Origin of the sequence: Streptomyces sp. NPDC089799, from assembly GCF_040684755.1 — a bacterium.
GTDB lineage: Bacteria > Actinomycetota > Actinomycetes > Streptomycetales > Streptomycetaceae > Streptomyces.
Window position 1 is genome coordinate 1 of sequence record NZ_JBFBGR010000039.1, and the last position, 19,230, is coordinate 19,230.

At 72.8% G+C, this 19,230-nt stretch carries 15 protein-coding genes; 7 read left to right on the forward strand and 8 right to left on the reverse strand.

The annotated features are described in order from the left end of the window. A partial coding sequence (locus AB0O36_RS31085) for an RHS repeat-associated core domain-containing protein (protein ID WP_365115950.1) occupies positions 1–1,733 on the forward strand: 1,733 nt, incomplete at its 5' end. Positions 1,734–2,020: 287 nt separating this feature from the next. Then, on the forward strand, positions 2,021–2,266 hold the full coding sequence (locus AB0O36_RS31090) for a hypothetical protein (protein ID WP_365115951.1): 246 nt from the start codon (positions 2,021–2,023) through the stop codon (positions 2,264–2,266). 662 nt (positions 2,267–2,928) lie between these two features. Here AB0O36_RS31090 and AB0O36_RS31095 read toward each other — a convergent pair. From AB0O36_RS31095 to AB0O36_RS31110, 4 genes are all read right to left on the reverse strand, one after another. Then, complete coding sequence (locus tag AB0O36_RS31095) at positions 2,929–3,543, reverse strand: SMI1/KNR4 family protein (RefSeq protein ID WP_365115953.1); 615 nt, start codon at positions 3,541–3,543, stop codon at positions 2,929–2,931. A gap of 432 nt (positions 3,544–3,975) precedes the next feature. Next, a complete protein-coding gene (locus AB0O36_RS31100; protein WP_365115955.1) occupies positions 3,976–4,923 on the reverse strand; it encodes an SMI1/KNR4 family protein in 948 nt (315 codons plus the stop codon). 519 nt (positions 4,924–5,442) lie between these two features. Beyond that, positions 5,443–6,474, reverse strand: a complete 1,032-nt coding sequence (locus AB0O36_RS31105; protein ID WP_365115957.1) for a hemolysin family protein — start codon at positions 6,472–6,474, stop codon at positions 5,443–5,445. Then, positions 6,471–7,823, reverse strand: a complete 1,353-nt coding sequence (locus tag AB0O36_RS31110) for a hemolysin family protein (RefSeq protein ID WP_365115959.1) — start codon at positions 7,821–7,823, stop codon at positions 6,471–6,473. The genes AB0O36_RS31105 and AB0O36_RS31110 overlap by 4 nt, the downstream gene beginning before the upstream one ends. A 319-nt stretch (positions 7,824–8,142) precedes the next feature. Between AB0O36_RS31110 and AB0O36_RS31115 the strand changes: the two genes are divergently transcribed. After that, positions 8,143–9,504 carry an SLC13 family permease gene (locus AB0O36_RS31115; protein WP_365116018.1) on the forward strand — a complete coding sequence of 454 codons (1,362 nt, stop codon included), beginning with the start codon at positions 8,143–8,145 and terminating at the stop codon, positions 9,502–9,504. Between the two features lie 71 nt (positions 9,505–9,575). On the opposite strand, the gene AB0O36_RS31120 is transcribed toward AB0O36_RS31115, so the two are convergent. Continuing rightward, a complete protein-coding gene (locus tag AB0O36_RS31120; RefSeq protein ID WP_365115960.1) occupies positions 9,576–10,208 on the reverse strand; it encodes a TetR/AcrR family transcriptional regulator in 633 nt (210 codons plus the stop codon). A gap of 170 nt (positions 10,209–10,378) precedes the next feature. Here AB0O36_RS31120 and AB0O36_RS31125 point away from each other — a divergent pair, with 170 nt between their 5' ends. Together AB0O36_RS31125 and AB0O36_RS31130 are read left to right on the forward strand one after the other, a co-directional pair. Next, entirely contained in the window at positions 10,379–12,049 is a 1,671-nt protein-coding gene (locus AB0O36_RS31125) for an APC family permease (protein WP_365115961.1), read from the forward strand. 145 nt (positions 12,050–12,194) lie between these two features. Then, complete coding sequence (locus AB0O36_RS31130) at positions 12,195–14,117, forward strand: serine/threonine-protein kinase (protein ID WP_365115962.1); 1,923 nt, start codon at positions 12,195–12,197, stop codon at positions 14,115–14,117. Positions 14,118–14,319: 202 nt separating this feature from the next. On the opposite strand, the gene AB0O36_RS31135 is transcribed toward AB0O36_RS31130, so the two are convergent. Together AB0O36_RS31135 and AB0O36_RS31140 are read right to left on the reverse strand one after the other, a co-directional pair. Further along, positions 14,320–15,543: an aromatic amino acid transaminase gene (locus AB0O36_RS31135; protein ID WP_365115964.1), complete on the reverse strand. Its 1,224-nt coding sequence runs from the start codon at positions 15,541–15,543 to the stop codon at positions 14,320–14,322. Then, positions 15,536–16,678: a DMT family transporter gene (locus AB0O36_RS31140; RefSeq protein ID WP_365115966.1), complete on the reverse strand. Its 1,143-nt coding sequence runs from the start codon at positions 16,676–16,678 to the stop codon at positions 15,536–15,538. The genes AB0O36_RS31135 and AB0O36_RS31140 overlap by 8 nt, the downstream gene beginning before the upstream one ends. Positions 16,679–16,877: 199 nt before the next feature. Between AB0O36_RS31140 and AB0O36_RS31145 the strand changes: the two genes are divergently transcribed. Beyond that, positions 16,878–17,345 (forward strand): Lrp/AsnC family transcriptional regulator, encoded by a 468-nt coding sequence (locus AB0O36_RS31145; RefSeq protein WP_365115968.1) that lies wholly within the window; start codon positions 16,878–16,880, stop codon positions 17,343–17,345. On the opposite strand, the gene AB0O36_RS31150 is transcribed toward AB0O36_RS31145, so the two are convergent. Further along, positions 17,329–17,904, reverse strand: coding sequence for a dihydrofolate reductase family protein (locus AB0O36_RS31150; RefSeq protein WP_365115970.1), 576 nt, complete (start codon positions 17,902–17,904; stop codon positions 17,329–17,331). The two genes, AB0O36_RS31145 and AB0O36_RS31150, sit on opposite strands and share 17 nt — an antisense overlap. Before the next feature lie 84 nt (positions 17,905–17,988). Between AB0O36_RS31150 and AB0O36_RS31155 the strand changes: the two genes are divergently transcribed. Continuing rightward, positions 17,989–19,065, forward strand: a complete 1,077-nt coding sequence (locus AB0O36_RS31155) for an enoyl-CoA hydratase/isomerase family protein (protein ID WP_365115972.1) — start codon at positions 17,989–17,991, stop codon at positions 19,063–19,065. Positions 19,066–19,230 lie beyond the last annotated feature (165 nt).

Sequence of the window (19,230 nt, forward strand, 5' to 3'; positions counted from 1 at the left end):
TCACCGCCGAAACCCTCAAGACCGGTGACACCACCGGCCTGCCGAAACGTTTCGCGTACGACGACGCCGGCCGGCTGACCCGCGCCTGCACGGACATCACCGACAGTGAGTCCTGCCTGCCGGGCACGGAAGGGGAGCGCTACACCTACGACAAGGCCGGCAACCGCCTGACCTCGACTTCCGGCACGTCGACCACGACCCACACCTACGACGCGGCCGACCAGCTGACCAAGAGCACCACCGGCACCACGGTCACCGACCTGACCTACGACGCCGACGGCAACCAGACCACAGACGGTTCGGGCACCTACGCCTACGACGCGCTGGGACGGGTGAAGTCCGCCGCCATCGGCGACGACGCCTTCACCTTCACCTACGACGCCGACGGCAACCGCACCTCGGTCGAGAAGAACGCCGAACTCCAGCGCACCTCCCAGTGGGACGTCAACGGCAACATCCCGCGCCTGGCCACCGAGAGGAACGGCACCGGGGTATTCCTCGCGGACTACCACTACGGACCGCAGGGCGAACCCCAGGCCCTGGACACGCGCAACGCCACCTACTGGTTCCTCCGCGACCGCCAGAACTCGGTGACCTCCGTCCTCGACCAGGCCGGCACCCAGACCCACCGCTACACCTACGGAACCTGGGGAACCACCGAAGGAACCGCGGGCGGAGGGACCGAACAGACCAGCCCGTTCGGCTTCAACGGCGCCCCCAAGGACTCCGTCCTGAGCGGACGCGTCCAGCTCCCCGCACGCAGCTACGACACGGCATCCGGACGCTTCACCACACAGGACCCCCGCCCGGACACCGCAATCCCCGCCAACTCCTCCACCTACGCCTACGCCAACAACGACCCCGTCAACCAGGCCGACCCGACGGGTGCCTGCCCGATCTGCGTCAGCATCGGCGTCGGGGCCGTCATCGGCGGCGTCGTCGAAGGCGGCATCTACGCCTGGCAGCACCGCAACGGAGGCTTCACCCTCGGCGGACTGGCCAAGGCAGCGGGCAAGGGTGCCGTGGTCGGCGGAATCGCCGGCGCCTTCATGCCCGGAGCGGGCAACCTCGCCGCCCGGTCCCTCGGCCTCGCCGGAGGCCGCGCCCTGGCCACCTCCGCAGCAGTCAACACAGCAGTCGGCGCGGGCTACTCGTATGCCACCAACGCGGCCCAGTGCCAGCCCACCGAAGTGTCGGATCTGTTGCTCGGAGGCGCAGGGGGTGCCGCATCCAGCCTGGTCGGCCCCGCCTTCAGCGCACTGCGCAAGTTGAGGGGAAAGCCTCCTGTAACGAACCCCATGCCGAAAGCCGGGAACGTCACTCCCAAGGCGTGGGTCACACCTCGCAAGGTGTACCGGGGCGACAGCCGGGATCCCTCGGTGGTCTTCGCCCAGGGATTCCAGGTGCAGGCTTCTGACGAACCGTTCGACCTGTTGCGTTACGGGTGGTACAACGAGGGCTCGGCCGGCGTCGTGGGCACCACCAAACACCCGTCCCTGGCCGCCATGTTCCCGCAGAAGGCGAAGGGGACGACGTGGGTCTACGAAATCGACTCGCCCGGCACCGGGATCGACGTCAACAAGGCCCTCGGCCTGGGCTACGTGTTCCGGGCGGAGAAGGAGATCCTGTTCGCGGCGGGAATCGACGGCTCGCGCATCATCCGCGCCATACGCTATAGCTGGGGAATGCCGACCGGCCAGGTCATGGAAAACCCGGGGTACCTGCCACAGTGAACCAGACCCGAGTCCGGGCGATTCTGCCCGGCGGACAGGAACAGGAGTGGGTGGTTCGCTACACGGACTCCCCGCCGTGGACGATCGACGTGGTCGCCACGGACGGACGAGTGCACTCGGCGAGCTCCTCGGACCTCTTCCGGTCCCTTCAGGAAGTACGGCGAAGTCTGGAACAGCAGCATGTACTGCTGTGCTGCAACGGGTCCCGACTCAACGCGCGGCCCTCACCTCGGGCAGCGAGCGACGGCGCTCTCTTCGTCTACCTCGTCCCGAGGCGCAGACCGCCGGTGCGCAGCGATCTGGTGCCGCTGCTCGCTCCCGCCCCACCGGAGGCCGTCGTCACCGTCGAGCAGCAGCAGGAGGACTGGCTGCGTACCTCCCGGCAGAAGGGCATCGTGCGCTTGCTCAATCCGCTCCGGCTGTGGAAGGCGGCAGAGGCTGCGGTCCGTGGCCCTCTCGTGTGGGTGGAAGACCCGCAGAGTGACGGGACGGTGAGCTGGCGGAGCGTCCACCCGCGAAGAGGGCGGATGTAGCGGCAGATGCCGGAGACCACGGTCTCCGGCATCTGCGCGACAAGGGGGTCGGCTCACCACGGCCACCTCCGAGCCAGGATCCCACCCGCACAGGCACCGACACTTCCGATGCCGGTGCCGGACACCACGAGGGTCGACTCCGCGACGGGTCGGCCCTTCGCCCTGCGCCACCTGCCTGCGGCCCCGGTGCGGGCCCGGAGCGGATCCGTAGCCGATCTACGCCGCGAGGGGGAGCGGTGTGCTGTGACGAGACGTCATGCGGTGGTGGTCGGTGCCGGGATTGGGGTCTGACCGCCGCCCTGCCCGGAGGCCCTTGACCTCCACGAGCCGGCCACCCCGCCCCCGCCGGGCCGTACCGGAGCGCCCCGGACCATCGCACATACGATGGGCTGGGCATCAGCGGCGCGATCCGGTCCCACATGCCATCGCTGATCACTGATCGGACGGGCGTATCCGATCAACTGATCACCCCATCAAGAAGACACGCGCTGGCGGCCCGCTTCGTTTAGCGGCACGAGACCCAATGCCCGTGGCCCACGCCGTGGGGCGTGATGCCAAATCCGGAGCCATACCGACGGCCTCGGGGAGTGGGTCCAACGCGCGCTGCCCGCCACGAGGGTCGTCAAAGACAGCGTCGAGAGCAACCGGGGCTACAGGATGTCCTAGAGCCAGCGTCGCTCGAAGTCCCAGCACAATCCCCCCTCTTCGTCCACTGCGGGCATGTAACCGTTGAGAGGACGCCCCGTTTCGAGAGCGTCGGCCATCCCCTCCAGAAGTGCCGGGAGCGACTTCCACGCATCATGCGCCACACGCCTGAGACCATCCGCTGGATCGGTTTCGTGGACACGGCCACGATCGCTCCATCGACGATGGTCCAGCACAAGCCGCTGCCCGGAGTTGTCCCGGGCGAAGGGGATCATGTCCGGGTGTCCGTAGAGGACGTAGGAACCAAATCCGGACGTCAGGAAATCGTCGTCCGCGTCTGCCTCTTCCTCCTCCGTCAAACTCTGGTCGTGGTAAGGGGTGAGGCTTTTCCAGGCGTCGGCGATCTCGCGCGCGCTCAGCGGCTCGAAGTACCCCGGCAGCAGCGTGAACCGTCCGCCGACCAAACCGTTGTGCCGCAGCAGCGATGCCACCAACGGTCTCAGGAGCGGCGCACCGATGATGCGTTCGGTCTCGGCGATCTCCACCGGAGTCGCGGGCGGCGCCAGGGCGGCGTAGGCTGCCGGGGCGTGCTGGGCCAGCCAGTTCTCGATACGAGTCCAGGATTCACTCACGTGTGAGGTCATGGCATGCTGCCGGACGCCACTGACATGCGCGGCTTGCACCCTCGTGAGCGCGATCGGCATTGCAGGGGCGGGGGCGGCAGTGTGAGGCGTTCGACGCGTTCGCGACGGCGTGCCGACTGAAGGCGCCGGTCGCGGTGTGGCGGCGGCCATCCGGCAGCGGGCCGGGTCCCTGCGATGGACGTCGACCCAGGCCGCGGTCGAGCCCGCGTCGAGGAGGCGCTCCGGTACTTCAAGGCGATGCCCTCAAGGGTGCGGCGGTGGTCAGTCCACCGCCTGCCACGGACCGGTCGGCCGGCATCTCGGCGTCACGGCCGGGCGGGCGGCGTCCCGCGCGGCGTCGCCCACGCCGCCGCCGCGAAGGACGCCCAGCCCCGGGCTTGGGCATGCCCAGGCCCGGGGCTGGCACGTGGTGGAGTGGGGTCAGCGGCCCAGAGGCTGCCAGGCGTCCTCCTCGGCGGGCGGCAGGCCGTCGATCCACACCAGCCGGCCGTCGAGCAGGCCGGGGCGGTCCCGTGTGGCCAGTGCCGGGTACTCCAGCATGTCGGCGGCCTCTTCCAAGTAGGTGACCAGCGTGTCCCGTTCCTCGATGTAGTTGTCGTTGTAGCGGGACCAGGGCCCCAGGAACCCGGACTCCGCGTCCAGATACCAACCCGAGGTGGAGTCCTCCGGCCCCAGCATGATCACGGGAATCCACCAGGCCTTCCACACGGTGTACCCCTCCTCTTCAAGGCGCCGTACTTCCGGAGCGTCGAGATGGGCATGGTGCTGCATCTTCATCCGGTGGACGACCTCCACCTTCTCCAGCGGCATGAGCGCCATGTTGCCGGGCAGGCAGCCCGCCCGGCACACTCCGTCGTCCCCGGCGCTCAGCCGCCACAGGGCCCGCAGTTCGGCGGGGACACGCGTACCGAGACGGCCTTCAAGGGCGTTGATGTCTTCCTCGCCGGCCCCGGAACGCAGCGCCGCGTACGAAGCCGGGGCGTGGGCGGCCAGCCAGCCGGTGATCCGCGCCCAGGCGTCCGCGATCTGTCGCCCGACAGTCTCCTCGTCAGCCGCATCGTGGATGTGGCCCTGGTCGGGGTCGTCGTCGGTGTCGTCGGCGTCGTCGGCCGGCGGCTCGTCCTGAGCCCGGGAGACGTACCGGATCTCGATCCGGTCGGGCTCACGGACGTAGCCCACGACCAGAGCAGGACAGTCCTGGAACGTGTCCCCGTCGATACCCACCTCGAGGATCCCGGGCAGCGTCGAGGGCCGACCCGGGTCGGGGTCCTCCGACAACCGGCCGGCCAGCGCCTTCAGCGCATAGGGAACACCGTCGCCGAGCCCGGCCGCCGCCTCGCGTACAGGCGCCGGAATTTCAACGTCCACGATCCTCAGACTCCCCACTGATCACGATGCACGGCAACGTTCCTCACATCGGCAGGCCCCCACGCGCCCGTCGTTGCCGCGGGTGTCGGCCGTCGCACACAATGATCTTCCCACTGTGCCGTCCGGACCCGCCCGAGTCGGAGGACGTCGAACGTCACGAAGCAGGCCGGAGTCCGGGCCGCGACGACGGGCGGGCTGGGGGCGCGGGGCGGGGCGGCCGGCGCAGCCAGGGGGAGGGGGGGTCCCCCTCTCGGTCCATGTACGCCGATCCGTGGGTGTGCGAGACGGCGTGGCTGACCGGCCGGTGGTGCCGGACCACGGCCGGATCGTCGAACAGGGCACGCGCCAGGAGCTGCCGGCCGCCGACGGTGCCTACGCCAAGCTGTGGCAGCACCGGTCAGGCGGCTTCCTCGACGACATCCCGGCGGCGGCCGAGCCGGTGCGAGCCCGGCCTGTCCGAACCCGGCCGGCCGGTCCCGGCCGGCGGGGCAGGCCCGGCCCGGCGCCGGTGCTTCCGGATCAGCGGCCGCTGCCGGGGGCGGCGGCTTCGCCGACCAGTTCCTCCAGTACGTCCTCCATGGTCACGAAGCCGATCACCGTGCCCCGGCCGTCCGTGACGGCGGCGAGGTGCGTGCCCGCGGTGCGCATCGCGGTCATGGTGTCGTCCAGCGGGGTCGTGACCGGCACCTCGGTGACCGTGTGCAGGGCGCCCGGCGGGAACGGGGCCGAGCGGTCCGCGGCGCCGAGGGCGTCCTTGATGTGCAGGAAGCCCAGGATCTCCCCGCCGGAGCCGGTGACGACCAGGCGGGAGAAGCCGTGTTCGGCGGCGACCCGTTCCAGCCCGCGCGGGGTCACGTCCCGGCCGACCGTGACGAACCCGGCGCGCGGGATCATGATCTCGCCGACCGTACGGGTGCCCAGCTCCAGGGCGTCCTGGAGCCGCTCGCTGCCCTCGGGTCCGATCAGGCCGGCGTCCCGCGAGTCCTTGACCAGCCGGGCCAGTTCGTCGTCGGTGAAGACGGCGCCCACCTCGTCCTTCGGCTCCACCTTCAGCAGCCGCAGCAGGGCGTTGGCGAAGGCGTTGATGCCGAAGACCAGCGGGCGCAGCCCCCGGGTGAGGGCGACCAGCGGCGGGCCCAGCAGCAGCGCCGTCCGCGCGGGCGCGGCGAGCGCGATGTTCTTCGGGACCATCTCGCCGATCAGCATGTGCAGGTACGTCGCCAGGGTCAGCGCGATCACGAACGCGATCGGGTGGATCAGCGCCTCCGGCACGCCGATGGAGGCGAACGGCGGTTCCAGCAGGTGCGCGATGGCCGGTTCGGCGACCGCGCCCAGCACCAGCGAGGAGACGGTGATGCCGAGCTGGGCGGTGGCCATCATCGCGGACAGGTGCCGAAGACCCCACAGGGTGGTCCTGGCCCGCCGGTTGCCCTTGGCGGCCTCGGGTTCGATCTGGCTGCGCCGCACGGAGATCAGCGCGAACTCGGCACCGACGAAGAAGGCGTTGCTGATCAGGGTCAGCGCGCCGATCAGCAGCTGCACGGTGGTCATCGGTCCTCCTCCCCGGACGTCTCCGCGGTGTTCTCGTTCTCGTCGTCGGCCGCGGGCGCGGTGACGCACACCCGGTCGGCCCGGTGGTGGTCTATGGCGAGCACGGTCAGTTCCCAGCCGCCGACCGTCACGGTGTCCCCTTCCACGGGGATGCGCGCCAGGTCGGTCGCGATCAGGCCGGCCAGGGTCTCGTACGGGCCCTCCGGCGCGTCCAGGCCGATCGCGGCCAGCTGGTCCAGCCGGACCGAACCGTCGGCGTCCCACACCCGGCGGCCCTCGCGGTCGGGGGCTTCGACGAGGTCGGGGACCTCCATCGGGTCGTGCTCGTCGCGGACCTCGCCGACGACCTCCTCGACGATGTCCTCCACGGTGGCGACACCGGCCGTGCCGCCGTACTCGTCGATCACCACGGCCATGGTGCGGGCCTTGCGGAGACGTCCGAGCAGGGTGTCGACGGGGAGGGAGTGGGGCACGAGCAGCGGCTTCGTCATCAGACCGGTGACCGCCGTCAGGGCCCGCTTCTCCTCCTCCAGGGCCAGCACGTCACGGATGTGGACGGTGCCGACCACCTCGTCGAGGGTGTGCCGGTAGACCGGGAACCGGGAGATGCCGGTGGCCAGGGCCAGGTTCGCGGCGTCCAGCGCGGTGGCGTGCACCTCCAGGGCCTGCACGTCCACACGGGGCGTCATCACGTTCTCCGCGGTCAGCTCGCCCAGCTTGAGGGTCTTCACGAACAGCTCGGCCGAGTCCGCGGCCATGGCGCCCTCGCGGGCCGAGTGCCGCGCCAGGGCCACCAGCTCCTCGGGGGTGCGGGCGGAGGCCAGCTCCTCGGCCGGCTCCAGCCCGAACCGCCGCACCAGCCGGTTGGCGGTGTTGTTCAGGTGCCGGATCAGCGGCGCGAACACCGCGGTGAAGGCACGCTGCGGACCGGCCACGACCTTGGCGACGGCCAGCGGGTGGGAGATCGCCCAGTTCTTCGGGACCAGCTCGCCCACCACCATCAGCACGATGGTGGAGAGGGCCACGCCCAGCAGGGTCGCCGTGGTGGAGACCGCACCGGACGGCAGACCGGCGGCCTCCAGCGGACCGCGCAGCAGCGCCGACACCGAAGGCTCCGCGAGCATGCCGATGACCAGCGAGGTCACCGTGATGCCCAGCTGGGCACCGGACAGCTGGAAGGTCAGCCTCTTCGCGGCCTTCAGGGCGCTCTCGGCGCCGCGCTCACCGGCGGCGGCAGCCCGCACCAGCTCGCTGCGCTCGACCGTGGTCAGGGAGAACTCGGCGGCGACGAACACCGCACACGCCAGCGTCAGCGCGAGCGCGAGGAGGAGCAGCAGGATCTCGGTCACCGTGCCACCCCCGCTCCCGGCTCAAGGACCCCGGGGGTCTGCGGGCAGGACGTGGCACGGCAGGGACTGGGAGGTTCACCCATTGCGGGGCGCTGCTCCATTCGTTTCTCGGCGGGCCACGGGGGGCCCGGAAGGCTGTTCGGTTACGCACAGTATCCGAAGTCGATGGTAAAGGGCAAGTAAATTCACCTGTGTGCCGGTGGGGCCCGGTGGGGTGAGATCCTTCCCCGGGGTCGCCCCCGGGGTGGTCCCGGGGCCGTCCCCGGGGTCGTGACGCAGTCCGTCCGGCCCGCTTGGGTTCCGTTGCCGGGAGTGCGTGCTGAACACCGTCACAGCCGAGTCGCTGTCGCTCGTCCTGCTGCTCTGCGTGCTCGCGTTCGCCGTCGTGCGCCCGCGCGGGCTGCCGGAGGCGGTGGCCGCGGTGCCGGCCGCAGGGCTGCTGGTCGGACTCGGGGTGGTCTCCCCGCGCGACGCGTGGGAGCAGGCCGCCGACCTGCTGCCGGTGGTGGGCTTCCTCGCCGTGATCCTGGTGCTCGCGCGGCTGTGCGCCGACGACGGCCTGTTCCGGGCCGCCGGCGAGGCCGTGGCCCGCCGGTGCGGGCGCAGCCCGCGCACCCTGCTGGGCGGGGTGTTCACGGTGGCCGCCGTCACCACCGCCGCACTCAGCCTGGACGCCACGGTGGTCCTGCTGACCCCGGTGGTCTACGCGACCGTCGCCCGGCTGGGCGCCGCACCCCGGCCGCACGTCTACGCCACCGCCCACCTGGCGAACTCCGCTTCGCTCCTGCTGCCGGTGTCCAACCTCACCAACCTGCTGGCCTTCACCGCGAGCGGGCTCTCCTTCACCCGGTTCGCGGCGCTCATGGCACTGCCCTGGCTGGCCGCGATCGGCGTCGAGTACCTCGTCTTCCGCCGCTTCTTCCGGGCCGACCTCGCCGAGTCGGCGGGCGTACGGGAGGGGGCGGCCCCGGCCGGGGTCCGGGCCGGCCGGGAAGGCGAGGGTGGGGCCGAGGACGAGACCGAGGACGAGACCGAGGGCGGGGCCGGGGGTGAGGGCCCGGGAGCCGGGAGCCCCGTCCGGGTGTCCCGCTTCACCGTGGCGGTGCTCGCCCTGACCCTGGCCGGCTTCGCCGCCGCCTCCTTCGCCGGGGCGAGCCCGGCCTGGGCCGCGCTGGCCGGGACGCTGGTGCTGGCCGTACGCGCCCTGCCGCGGCGCCGTACGACGGCCGGGCGGCTGGCGGCCTCGGCCGCCCCCGGCTTCTGCCTGTTCGTCCTGGCGCTGGGCATCGTCGTCCGGGCGGTCGTCGACCACGGCCTCGGCACCGCCCTGGCGGGCGTCCTGCCGGACGGCGGTACGCTCCCCGCGCTGCTGGCGGTGGCCGCCGTGGCCGCCCTGCTGGCCAACCTGATCAACAACCTGCCGGCGGTCCTCGCGCTGCTGCCGCTCGTCGCCCCCGCCGGTCCCGGCCCGGTGCTGGCGGTCCTGATCGGGGTGAACATCGGCCCGAACCTCACCTACGCCGGCTCCCTCGCCACCCTGCTGTGGCGGCGCATCGTCCATGAGCACGAGGACCGGGTGTCCCTCGGCGAGTTCACCCGCCTCGGCCTGCTGACCACGCCCGCCGCCCTCGCGGCCGCCGTCGCCGCGCTGTGGTGCGGCCTGTCGCTGACCGGGGGCTGAGCGGGCGCCGGCCCGGGCGCCGGCCGGGCGGCTGGGCGGGGCCGGCCGGGGCCTGGCGGCCGCCGGGGAGCTCAGGAGGAGGCCAGGCCCCGCAGCAGCAGGCGCAGGCCGAGGTCGAAGCCCCGGGCGTCCAGGCCGTCCGGCCCCTGCAGGCCGCCCGGGTCCGCTTCCGCGGCCCCCAGGGACGCCGCGAGGTCCGGGTAGCGCGGGAGGTAGTCGGCGGGGGAGCGGGTGAAGCCGGCCGTGAAGGTCTCCAGGGCCGAGCCCAGGACCAGGTTGTCCAGGGCGGCCGCCGCCTCGGCGGCGCCCGCGGGGGTGCAGCCGGTCCGGACCAGGGCCCCGAGCAGGGCGTCGTAGCCGCGCAGCGCCTTGTCCGAGGAGACCCGGTGACGGGCGACGAGCGGGATCATCTGCGGGTACCGGAGGTAGACGCGGCGGTAGCCGTGCGCGTACGCGGCGATGCCCTCCGGGCCGCCCGGGTCGGTCAGCGGACCCAGGTCGATCTCGTCGTTGATCAGCTCCGCGACCGCGTCGAGCAGGTCCTCCTTGGACGCGACGTGGTGGTACAGCGAGGCTCCGCGCACGCCCAGCCGGTCGGCGATCGTCCGCATCTTCAGGGCCTCCGGGCCCTGCTCGTCCAGCAGCTCCAGAGCCGCGCGGGCGATGATCGCGCGGCTGAGCAGGGTCTGGCTCGGCCGTGCCATGTGCGACTCCTCTGCGGCCCCGTGTCCTCGGCTCCGCAGATTACCCGCCGGGAACGCTTCACAAGTCCGTGGGTGCACCGCTACATTCCAGCCACCCCGTTTACCTAACGCGGTTAGATTTAGCGCTCGCGGGGCCGATGGCGGCCCGGCGGCGCCCCGGTGAGGTGATCATGAACAACACGCCGAACGGCCGGATCCCGGCCGCTCCGCAGGCCCAGCCACAGCCCCAGGCCCAGCCACAGCCCCAGGCCCAGCCACAGCCCCAGGCCCAGCCACAGCCCCAGGCGCAGGCGCAGGCCCCGGCCCAAGTCGCGGCCGACGCGGACGCCGCCCGGCTCCGCGACCTCGGCTACCGCCAGGAGCTGCGCCGCAGCCTGGGCATCCTCGGCAACATCTCCATGGGCTTCGCGGTGGTCTCCCCGGTCGTCGCCCTCTACGCCGTCTCCATGGTGGGGACCACGGTCGCCGGCCCGCTCTGGGTGTGGGCCCTGCCGCTGGTGCTCGCCGGACAGTGCCTGGTGGTCAACGTCTACGCCGAGCTCACCTCGCAATGGCCCCTGGCCGGCGGCCCGTACCAGTGGGGCAGGCGGCTGCTGGGGCCGGCGTTCGGCTGGCTCAGCGGCTGGGTGTGGCAGTTCGCCGTGATGTTCGGCAACACCACGGTGGCCTACCTCGCGGCACCGTGGGTGTTCGCCCTGGTGGGGGCCACCCCCACACCGCGCGGACTGGTCGCCGTCGCCGTCGGCATCCTGCTCTGCTGCATGCTGGTCAATGCGTACGGCATCACCCTCCTGCGGTGGTTCGTCTCGCTCGGGATTGCGGCGGAGGCCGTCGCGTCCGTGCTGGTGGGGCTGATCCTGCTGCTGTTCTTCCGGGAGCACGGCTTCCCGCTGTTCACCGAGACCCTCGGCGCGGAAGCCCTGTCCGGCGGTTCCACCGTCCTCGGCTTCCTCGCGGCGGTCGCCGTCGCCGGATGGGCCTTCATCGGCTTCGACGCCTGCGTCTCCACCGCGGAGGAGACCAAGGACGCCGGCCGCCAGGTGCCGCGCGCCATGTGGTGGGCCCTGCTCAGCGTCGGACTGGTCGTCATCCTCAACGCGATGGCCGTGGCCCTCGCCCACCCGGCGCCCGCGGACGTGGTGGCGGGCAAGGACGTCGACCCGGTGACCACGGCGGTCGTGCACGCCTTCGGCGGCTGGTCCGACAAGCCGTTCGTGGTCGTGGTGCTGGTCGGGTTCCTGGCCTGCGCGATGGCCTCCCAGGGCGGTGCCGCCCGCGGCCTTTTCTCGCTGGCCCGGGACGGGGTCTTCCCCTTCTCCCGCCAGGTCCGCAAGGTCAACCGGCGCCGGGCGCCGATCGGCGGGCTGGTCGCCTCCACCCTCATCAGCGGGAGCGCACTGGCCCTCGGCCTGAACGCCACCGCCATCGGCAGCCTGATCGCCTTCGGCACCGCGGCCACCTACCTCCCGTTCTTCCTCGTCTCCTTCGCCGCGCTCGTCGCCCGGCTCCGCGGGACCTGGGTTCCCTCCGGGCACATCCGGCAGGGCCGCAAGGGCACCGTCCTCAACCTGCTCGCCGTGGCCTGGACCGCCTTCGAGGTGGTCAACGTCTGCTGGCCGCGCGCGATCCTCGCGCCGCCCGACGCCCCCTGGTACCAGGTGTGGGCCGCCCTGCTGGGCACCGGCGTGGTGCTGGGCACCGGCCTGCTCTACCTCACCGTCCGCCGCCCCCACGAAAGACTCCGCGAGGCCGACCGCACCGCCGCTGCCGCCGCGGAGGCCGGCGCGGCTGCCACCGACACCGCCGAGCCCTCCGTCGTACCGGCCTCCGAGCGCTCCTGAAACGGGAGTCGGCGCCCCGGCCGGCGGAAGGGGTCGAGCGGCACGTGCCCGCCCCGAGCTGAACTCCCCGGGTGCAGGGGGCCGTTCCGGAGCAGTCCGGAACGGCCCTATACGATCTCCACTTCGAGATCAACTAGGGGGACGGATGCCCAACGCCGACGACGCCGTACTGAGCCCACTCGGGCCGAACGATCCTCGGGAGATCGCCGGTTACCGGTTGCTCGCCAGGATCGGTGAGGGCGGGATGGGGTCCGTCTACCTCTCCCGGACCCGGGGCAACCAGCCGGTCGCCCTCAAGGTCATCCGCCGCGAGTTCGCGCAGGAGAAGGACTTCCGGGACCGCTTCGAGCACGAGGTGCAGTCGGCCCGCCGTGTGCAGGGCTACCACATCGTGCCGGTGCTCGACCACGACACCAGCGGCGAACAGCCGTGGCTGGCCAGCGCGTTCATCCCGGGCATCGCGCTCGCCGACGCCCTCGGGGCGTACGGACCGCTGCCGCTGCCCGCGGTGTTCCAGCTGATCGGCTGCACCGCGCGGGCGCTGCACTCGGTGCACGCCGCCCAGGTCATCCACCGGGACCTCAAGCCCAGCAACATCCTGCTCGGGCAGAACGGCCCCTTCGTCATCGACTTCGGCATCGCGCGGGCCACCGACACCACCCAGCTCACCCGCAGCGGCGGCTTCGTCGGCACCCCGCAGTACATGTCGCCCGAGCACGCCCTCGGCCGGCAGGTCACCCCCGCCACCGACATCTTCGCCCTCGGCCTGATCGCCGCCGTCACCGCCACCGGACGGCACCCCTACGGCGACGGCGCCGGCATCTCCATCGCCGCCTCCATAGCCAACACCCCCCAGCAGGCACCCGACTTGAGCGGCTACCCGGACGAGCTGCGGCCGCTGCTGGAGCGCTGCCTGGCGGCCGACCCCGCCGCCCGCCCCGGACCGACCGAACTCGCCGAGTGGTGCGAGAAGTCCGCCGGCCGCCCCCTGCGCGACTTCGACGGCTGGCTGCCCGCCCCGCTCGCCGAGGCCATCGCCCGGCGCGAGCACCTCGCCCAGACCCCGCCCGCGCCCGCACACTCCCCGGCGGCGCCCGCGGCCCCGGCCCCGCCGGCGTACGCGCCCACCCACACGCCGCCGCCCCAGGCCCCGCCCGGATACGCGCCCACACAGGCCCCGCAGACCGCTCCGCCGGGTCAGCCGGCTGCTCCGTACGTCCCCACCCAGGCGGCGCCCGCGCCGACCCCGGCGGCGTACGCCCCCACCCAGGGCCCCGCCGGGACGGCCCACCCGGCGTACGCGCCCACGCAGGGCCCGGGCAGTGGCCCGTACCCGGCGGCCGCGCCCTACGCCCCGCCCACGGCGTCCGGTGCCCCGGCGGCCCCGGCCGGCGGCCGCGGCCGGAGCAAGGTGCCGCTGATCGCGGGGGCGGGCATCGTGGTGCTCGCCCTGGTGGCGGGCGGCGCCTGGTACGTCACCAGCGGCGGGGACGACAAGGGGGACAAGGACACCCGGGCCACCGGCAGCAGCGACGGCAAGGCCGCGGACGGGGCCAAGAGCAGCCCCTCCGGGCCCGTTGCGGCGAACGGCGGTGCGAAGCCCTCCGCCTCGACGCCGCCCGCCTCCCCGGCCGCCCCCGCCTACACGGTGGTGTTCAAGGACACGCCGCTGAAGATGCTGGGCCCCAGGGCGTTCGGCAAGTACAACGACGTCGACCTCGACTTCCCCAAGGTGGCGCCCTTCATGGAGGGCATCAGCAGCGGCGACCGCGAGATCCAGATGCGTTTCGACGGCGTCCAGACGGACACGCCCTTCGGCAAGAGCAAGGGCATGACCCCGGAGGAGTGCGAGACGGGCGCGGCCACCGACCCGATCCCGAACGACCTCACCAGGGCCGACGTCAACGGAGCGGACAGCCAGATCGCCAAGGGCGACCTGCTGTGCACGGTCACCTCCAAGGGCAACCTCGCCCTGGTCAAGATCGTCGACGTCGAGCCCTCGAACGAAACGCAGTACAACGTCCCGACGTACCGCACCGAGGTCACCCTCTGGAAGCGGAAGAAGTAGGCGGAAGAAGGAGAAGGGGCGGCGGAAGCGGTCCGGCCGGGGCGGGCCGCCGGGGCGATCGGGCGTTTCGCCCGGCCGCCCGGTGCGGCCGCCGCCGGCCGGGCCACGGCGCAGGACGTGCACCGGGCACCGGAGGGCCGGAAGCCGGCCGAGGGCACCCGGATGGGCGCCTGCGGGCGGCGGTGTACGCGCGCGGTCCCCGTCAGGCGCCGCTGACCGCGGCGATGCCGCGGGCCAGGCAGGGGATGCGCTCCGCCTGTATCCCGGCGATGTTGATGCGGCCGGTGGTGGTGCCGTAGATCGCGAACTCGCCGCGCAGCCGCAGCATCTGCTCCTCGTTCAGCGGCAGGGTGGAGAACATGCCCTTCTGGCCGGCCAGGACCGCCGCCAGGGCCGGCCGGCCCAGATCGGCCAGCTGCAGGGTCAGGGCCGCCCGGTTGGCGCGGATCCGGCCCCGCATGGTGTCCAGCTCGGCCTGCCAGGAGGCGCGCAGGGCCTCGTCCTCCAGGATGGTCGCGACGATGGCCGCGCCGTGCTCGGGCGGCATCGAGTAGAGGGTGCGGGCCGCGTTCTGCAGGGCCGTGTCCACGTGGCGGAGCGCCCGCGCGGACGGGCTCAGCACGATGGCGCAGCCGGTGCGGTCGGCGTAGAGGCCGAAGTTCTTGGAGCAGCTGACCGCGATCAGCAGTTCCGGGAGCCGTTCGGCCAGCATCCGGGTGGGGGCGAGGTCGGCCTCCAGGCCGTCGCCCAGCCCGTGGTACGCCAGGTCGACCAGCGGGACCCAGCCGTTCCGCCCGGCCAGGTCGGCGAGGTCCGCCCAGGTCCGGGCGGACGGGTCCACCCCGGTCGGGTTGTGGCAGCAGCCCTGGAGCAGCACGACCTCGTCGCGGCCCGCCTGCCGCAGGTCCTCCAGCATGCCCGCGGCGTCGTGGTGTCCGTCGGCCCCCACCCAGCGGTACGTGCGCACCCGCAGGCCGGCCGCCTCCATGATCGGGCGGTGGTTCACGTAGGCCGGGTCGCTGATCCACACGGTGGTGCCGGGGCGGGTGTGCCGCACCAGGTCGGCGAGCAGCCGCAGGGCTCCGGTGCCGGCGACCGTCTGGATCGCGGTCGCCCGGGCGGCCGGACCGTCACCGGGGACGGCGGCCGGACCGCCGGCCGCGCCGCCGCCGGAGCCGAGCACGGTCCGCAGCATGGCGCGGTTGAAGGCGGTGTTGCCGGACAGGCCCCGGTACTCCTTGGACGCGGACCGGTCCGCCAGCACGATCTCGGCCTCGCGGACCGCACGCATGACGGGCGTGGTGCCCGCCTCGTCGCGGTACACGCCGAGGACCAGGTTCAGCCGCTCGGGGCGGTCGTCGGCACCGTACGCCGCGGTCAGCTCCCACAGCGGGTCCACGGGCGGGGCGGGGAGCAGCTCAAGCATCGGTGGAGACCTCGGTTCGGGTGGCGGGGCCGTCGGCGGGACGGTCGGCGGCGCGGGTGGCGGAAGGATCGGCGGAACGACCGGCGGAACGGTTGGCGAGCAGGACGCCCGCGGTGATGACGGGGACGCCGAGGGCGACGGCGAGGGTCGGGGCCTCGTCCAGCAGCGGGACGGCCAGCAGGACGACGAGCACCGGGCTGAGGGTGCCGATCACGGCGCTGCGCTGCGCCCCGAGCCGCCGGATCGCGAAGGCGTACAGCAGTCCGGCGCACAGGCCGACGCCCAGGCCCTGGACCACGGTGAAGAGGGCGATGTCCGAGGCCGTGGCACTGCCGAGCGAGGTGGGCAGCACCCCGGTGGCCACCAGCAGCGCGATCACCAGGAAGGAGGGGACGCAGAGCAGGCCGATCGACCCGGCCGGGTCGAGGTTCACCTCCTGCAGCCCGACGGTGTACAGCGCCCACAGGCCGCCGGCCAGCAGCAGCATCCCGGAGCCCGCCAGGACGTCGCTGTCGACGGGGACCACGTAGCGCCAGACCAGGGCGAGCACGCCCGCCGCGATCAGCGTCAGGCCGGCGGCCCGGGTGCCGCGGGGGAGTCCGTGCCCGCGGGCCGCCATCATGGCGGAGACGAACAGGGGGACCACGCCGGGGACGATCGACCCGACGAACGCCGCGGAGGTCAGGGAGCCGCCGTACATGGCCGCCAGGAAGAAGGGCACCCCGGCACCGCAGGCGATCTGCAGGGCCGGGCCCGGACGTACGGCGGCGATCTGCCGGCGCCGCCGCCACAGGGCGGGGGCGAGCAGCAGCGGGGGCAGGCCGAAGCGGATCAGGGCCGCGTCGGCGGGCTGCAGGGTGGAGGAGGACAGGGCCCGGGCGCTCAGTGCGAACGCGGCCCAGATCGTCACGGTCGCCAGCAGGGCCAGCAGGCCGGCCGCCTGCGGGGACGGCCCGCGGCGGGCCGGCGCTGCCGCCGGGACTCCTGCCGCCGGGACTCCTGACACCGGAGCCGGCGCCGCAGCCGGCGCTCCGGCCGCTGATGCGTCCGCCACCGTCGCGCCCTTGGTGTCCGCCACCGTCGCGTCTGCCGCTGCTGTCGCGGCTCTCCGCCGCCTGCTCGTCGTCGCGGGCACCGCGCCCCTCCCCGATCACCGGAAGTCGTACGTTTCCGGCCAGTGCCGGAGGCCGTACGGGCGCTGTTCCGCGCCCGTGGGCAACGCTAGGCCCTGGGCCGGGGCAGCCGATTGCCAGTTCTGCCGTCAGAACATACGTTTGGGGCAGGATCTGCCAAAGAGTGGCCGGGAAGCGGCCCGAACCGGCCCGGGAGCACCCATGGACGCCGTAGACCTCCAGATCGTCCGCGAGCTGCAGACGGACGGCCGGCTGTCGAACCAGGACCTCGCCGACAAGGTCCGCCTCTCCCCGTCGCCCTGTCTGCGCCGGGTCCGCCGGCTGGAGGAGTCCGGTCTGATCCGCGGCTACACCGCGATGATCGACCAGGTCGCCTACGGACTGCCGATCACCGTGTTCGTGCGGATCCGGCTGGAGCGGCACACGGCCGAGGCCGTCGCGGCCTTCGAGGCGCACGTGGCCGTGATCGAGCACATCCAGGACTGCTATCTGATGGCGGGGAGCAGCGACTACCTGCTGCGCGTGGTGATCGAGAGCCTGGAGGCGTACGAGGCCCTGGTGCGGACCCGCATCCACGCCATTCCCGGCATCGCCTCGATCGAGTCGAGCTTCGCCTTCGGCAGCGTGAAGCAGTCCCGGACCTACCCCGCCCCTACGGCGACGCGGTGAGGTAGCGGAGCAGGACGACGCCGTTGCCGAAGGTGTGGGTGTCCGCCAGGCCGAGGACGGTGCTGGTGGCCGTCCTCGGGAAGAAGGGCCGGCCGTCGCCCAGGACCACGGGGTGGACGTAGAGCCGGTACTCGTCGATCAGGCCGTGCCGCATGAAGGTGGCCGCCAGGTCCGCGCCGCCGAGCAGGAGGTCCCCGCCGGGTGCCGACTTGAGGGCCTCGATCTCGGCCGGGTCCACGTGCCGGACCACCGTGGTGTTCCACCGCCGGTGTTCCTCCGGGTCCCAGGTCCGGGAGAACACGTACTTCGGCACGGACCGCCAGATCTCCGCGAACTCGGCCTCGGGGGCGCTCAGGTCCGGATCCCGGTCGGCTTCGGGCCAGTACTCCTCCATCAGCTCGTGGGTGACCCGACCGGTGAGGAAGGCGGCCATCCGGGCGCTCAGCTCGTTGAAGTGGGTGTGCAACTCGTCGTCGACCAGGTGCCAGTCGAGCTCGCGGTCGGGCCCTTCGAAGTACCCGTCGAGGGAGACCGACACCGGCAGGATGATCCGTCCCATGGAAGATGAGGATAGGACCGGGCCGTGCCTCCGCGCGGGAGGCGGGCGGCGAACGACGGGAACGGAACGACAGGAGTGGGCGCGATGACCGTGACCGGGGACAGCGGCGTACGGACCGTGCGGGAGGGCCGGACCGGGCGGATCGTCCTGGACCGTCCCGCCGCGCTCAACGCCCTCACCCACACCATGGTGCTGCGGATGACGGAGGCGCTGGACGCCTGGGAGCACGATCCGGAGGTCGTCCAGGTGCTCGTCAGCGGGGCGGGCGGGCGGGGGCTGTGCGCGGGCGGCGACGTACGCGCCTTCCACCGGGACGCCCTCACCGGTGGCACCGGGTCGGTGGACTTCTGGCGGGACGAGTACCGGCTCAACGCCCGGATCGCGCACTACCCCAAGCCGTACGTCGTCCTGATGGACGGCATCGTGATGGGCGGCGGCGTGGGCGTGTCGGCCCACGGGAACGTCCGGATCGTCACCGAGCGCTCCCGCGTGGCCATGCCCGAGACCGGCATCGGCTTCGTCCCGGACGTCGGCGGCACGTGGCTGCTCGGCCGGGCCCCCGGCGAGCTCGGCACCCACATGGCCCTCACCGGGACCGCGGTGGGCGCCGCCGACGCGCTGCTGTGCGGGCTCGCCGACCACTTCGTGCCGTCGGCCCGGCTGCCGGAGCTGGTCGCCGGGCTGGGCCGGGGCACGGCCGACGGGCTGGGGCGGCGGTACGCCGGGACCGCCCCGGCGGGGGAACTCGCCGCCGCCCGCGAGTGGATCGACCCCTGCTATTCCGCCGGCACCGTCGAGGAGATCGTGGAGCGACTGCTCGCCCACGGGGCGCCCGCCGCCAAGGAGGCGGCCGAGTCGATCCTGGCGAAGTCGCCCACCGCCCTGAAGGTCACCCTGGCCGCGCTGCGCCGCGCCCGCACGCTCGGCACCCTGGAGGAGGCGCTGGAACGGGAGTTCGCGGTGTCCTGCGCGGCCCTGCGGGGTCTGCCCGACATGGTCGAGGGCATCCGTGCCCAGGTGATCGACAAGGACCGCAACCCGCGCTGGTCCCCGGCCACCCTCCAGGAGGTGGACGGGGCGACCGTGGCGGCCCTCCTCACTCCGGGCTCGGGCTCCACGGCCGACGGCCCCGGCCACGAGCGGGTGTTCCCCCGCACCTGAGGCGGCGGCTCCGGGCCGGAACCGGGTGACTCCCGACCGGGTGGGGCGGGCGTTGGGCCGTGGGGGTGATCGCGTATCGACTCTTCGATCCACAACCAGTAAGGTAAGGCTTACCTTTAACGGGTTGGCGTGTTCGCGACCATGCGGCACGGGACGGGAGTCGTT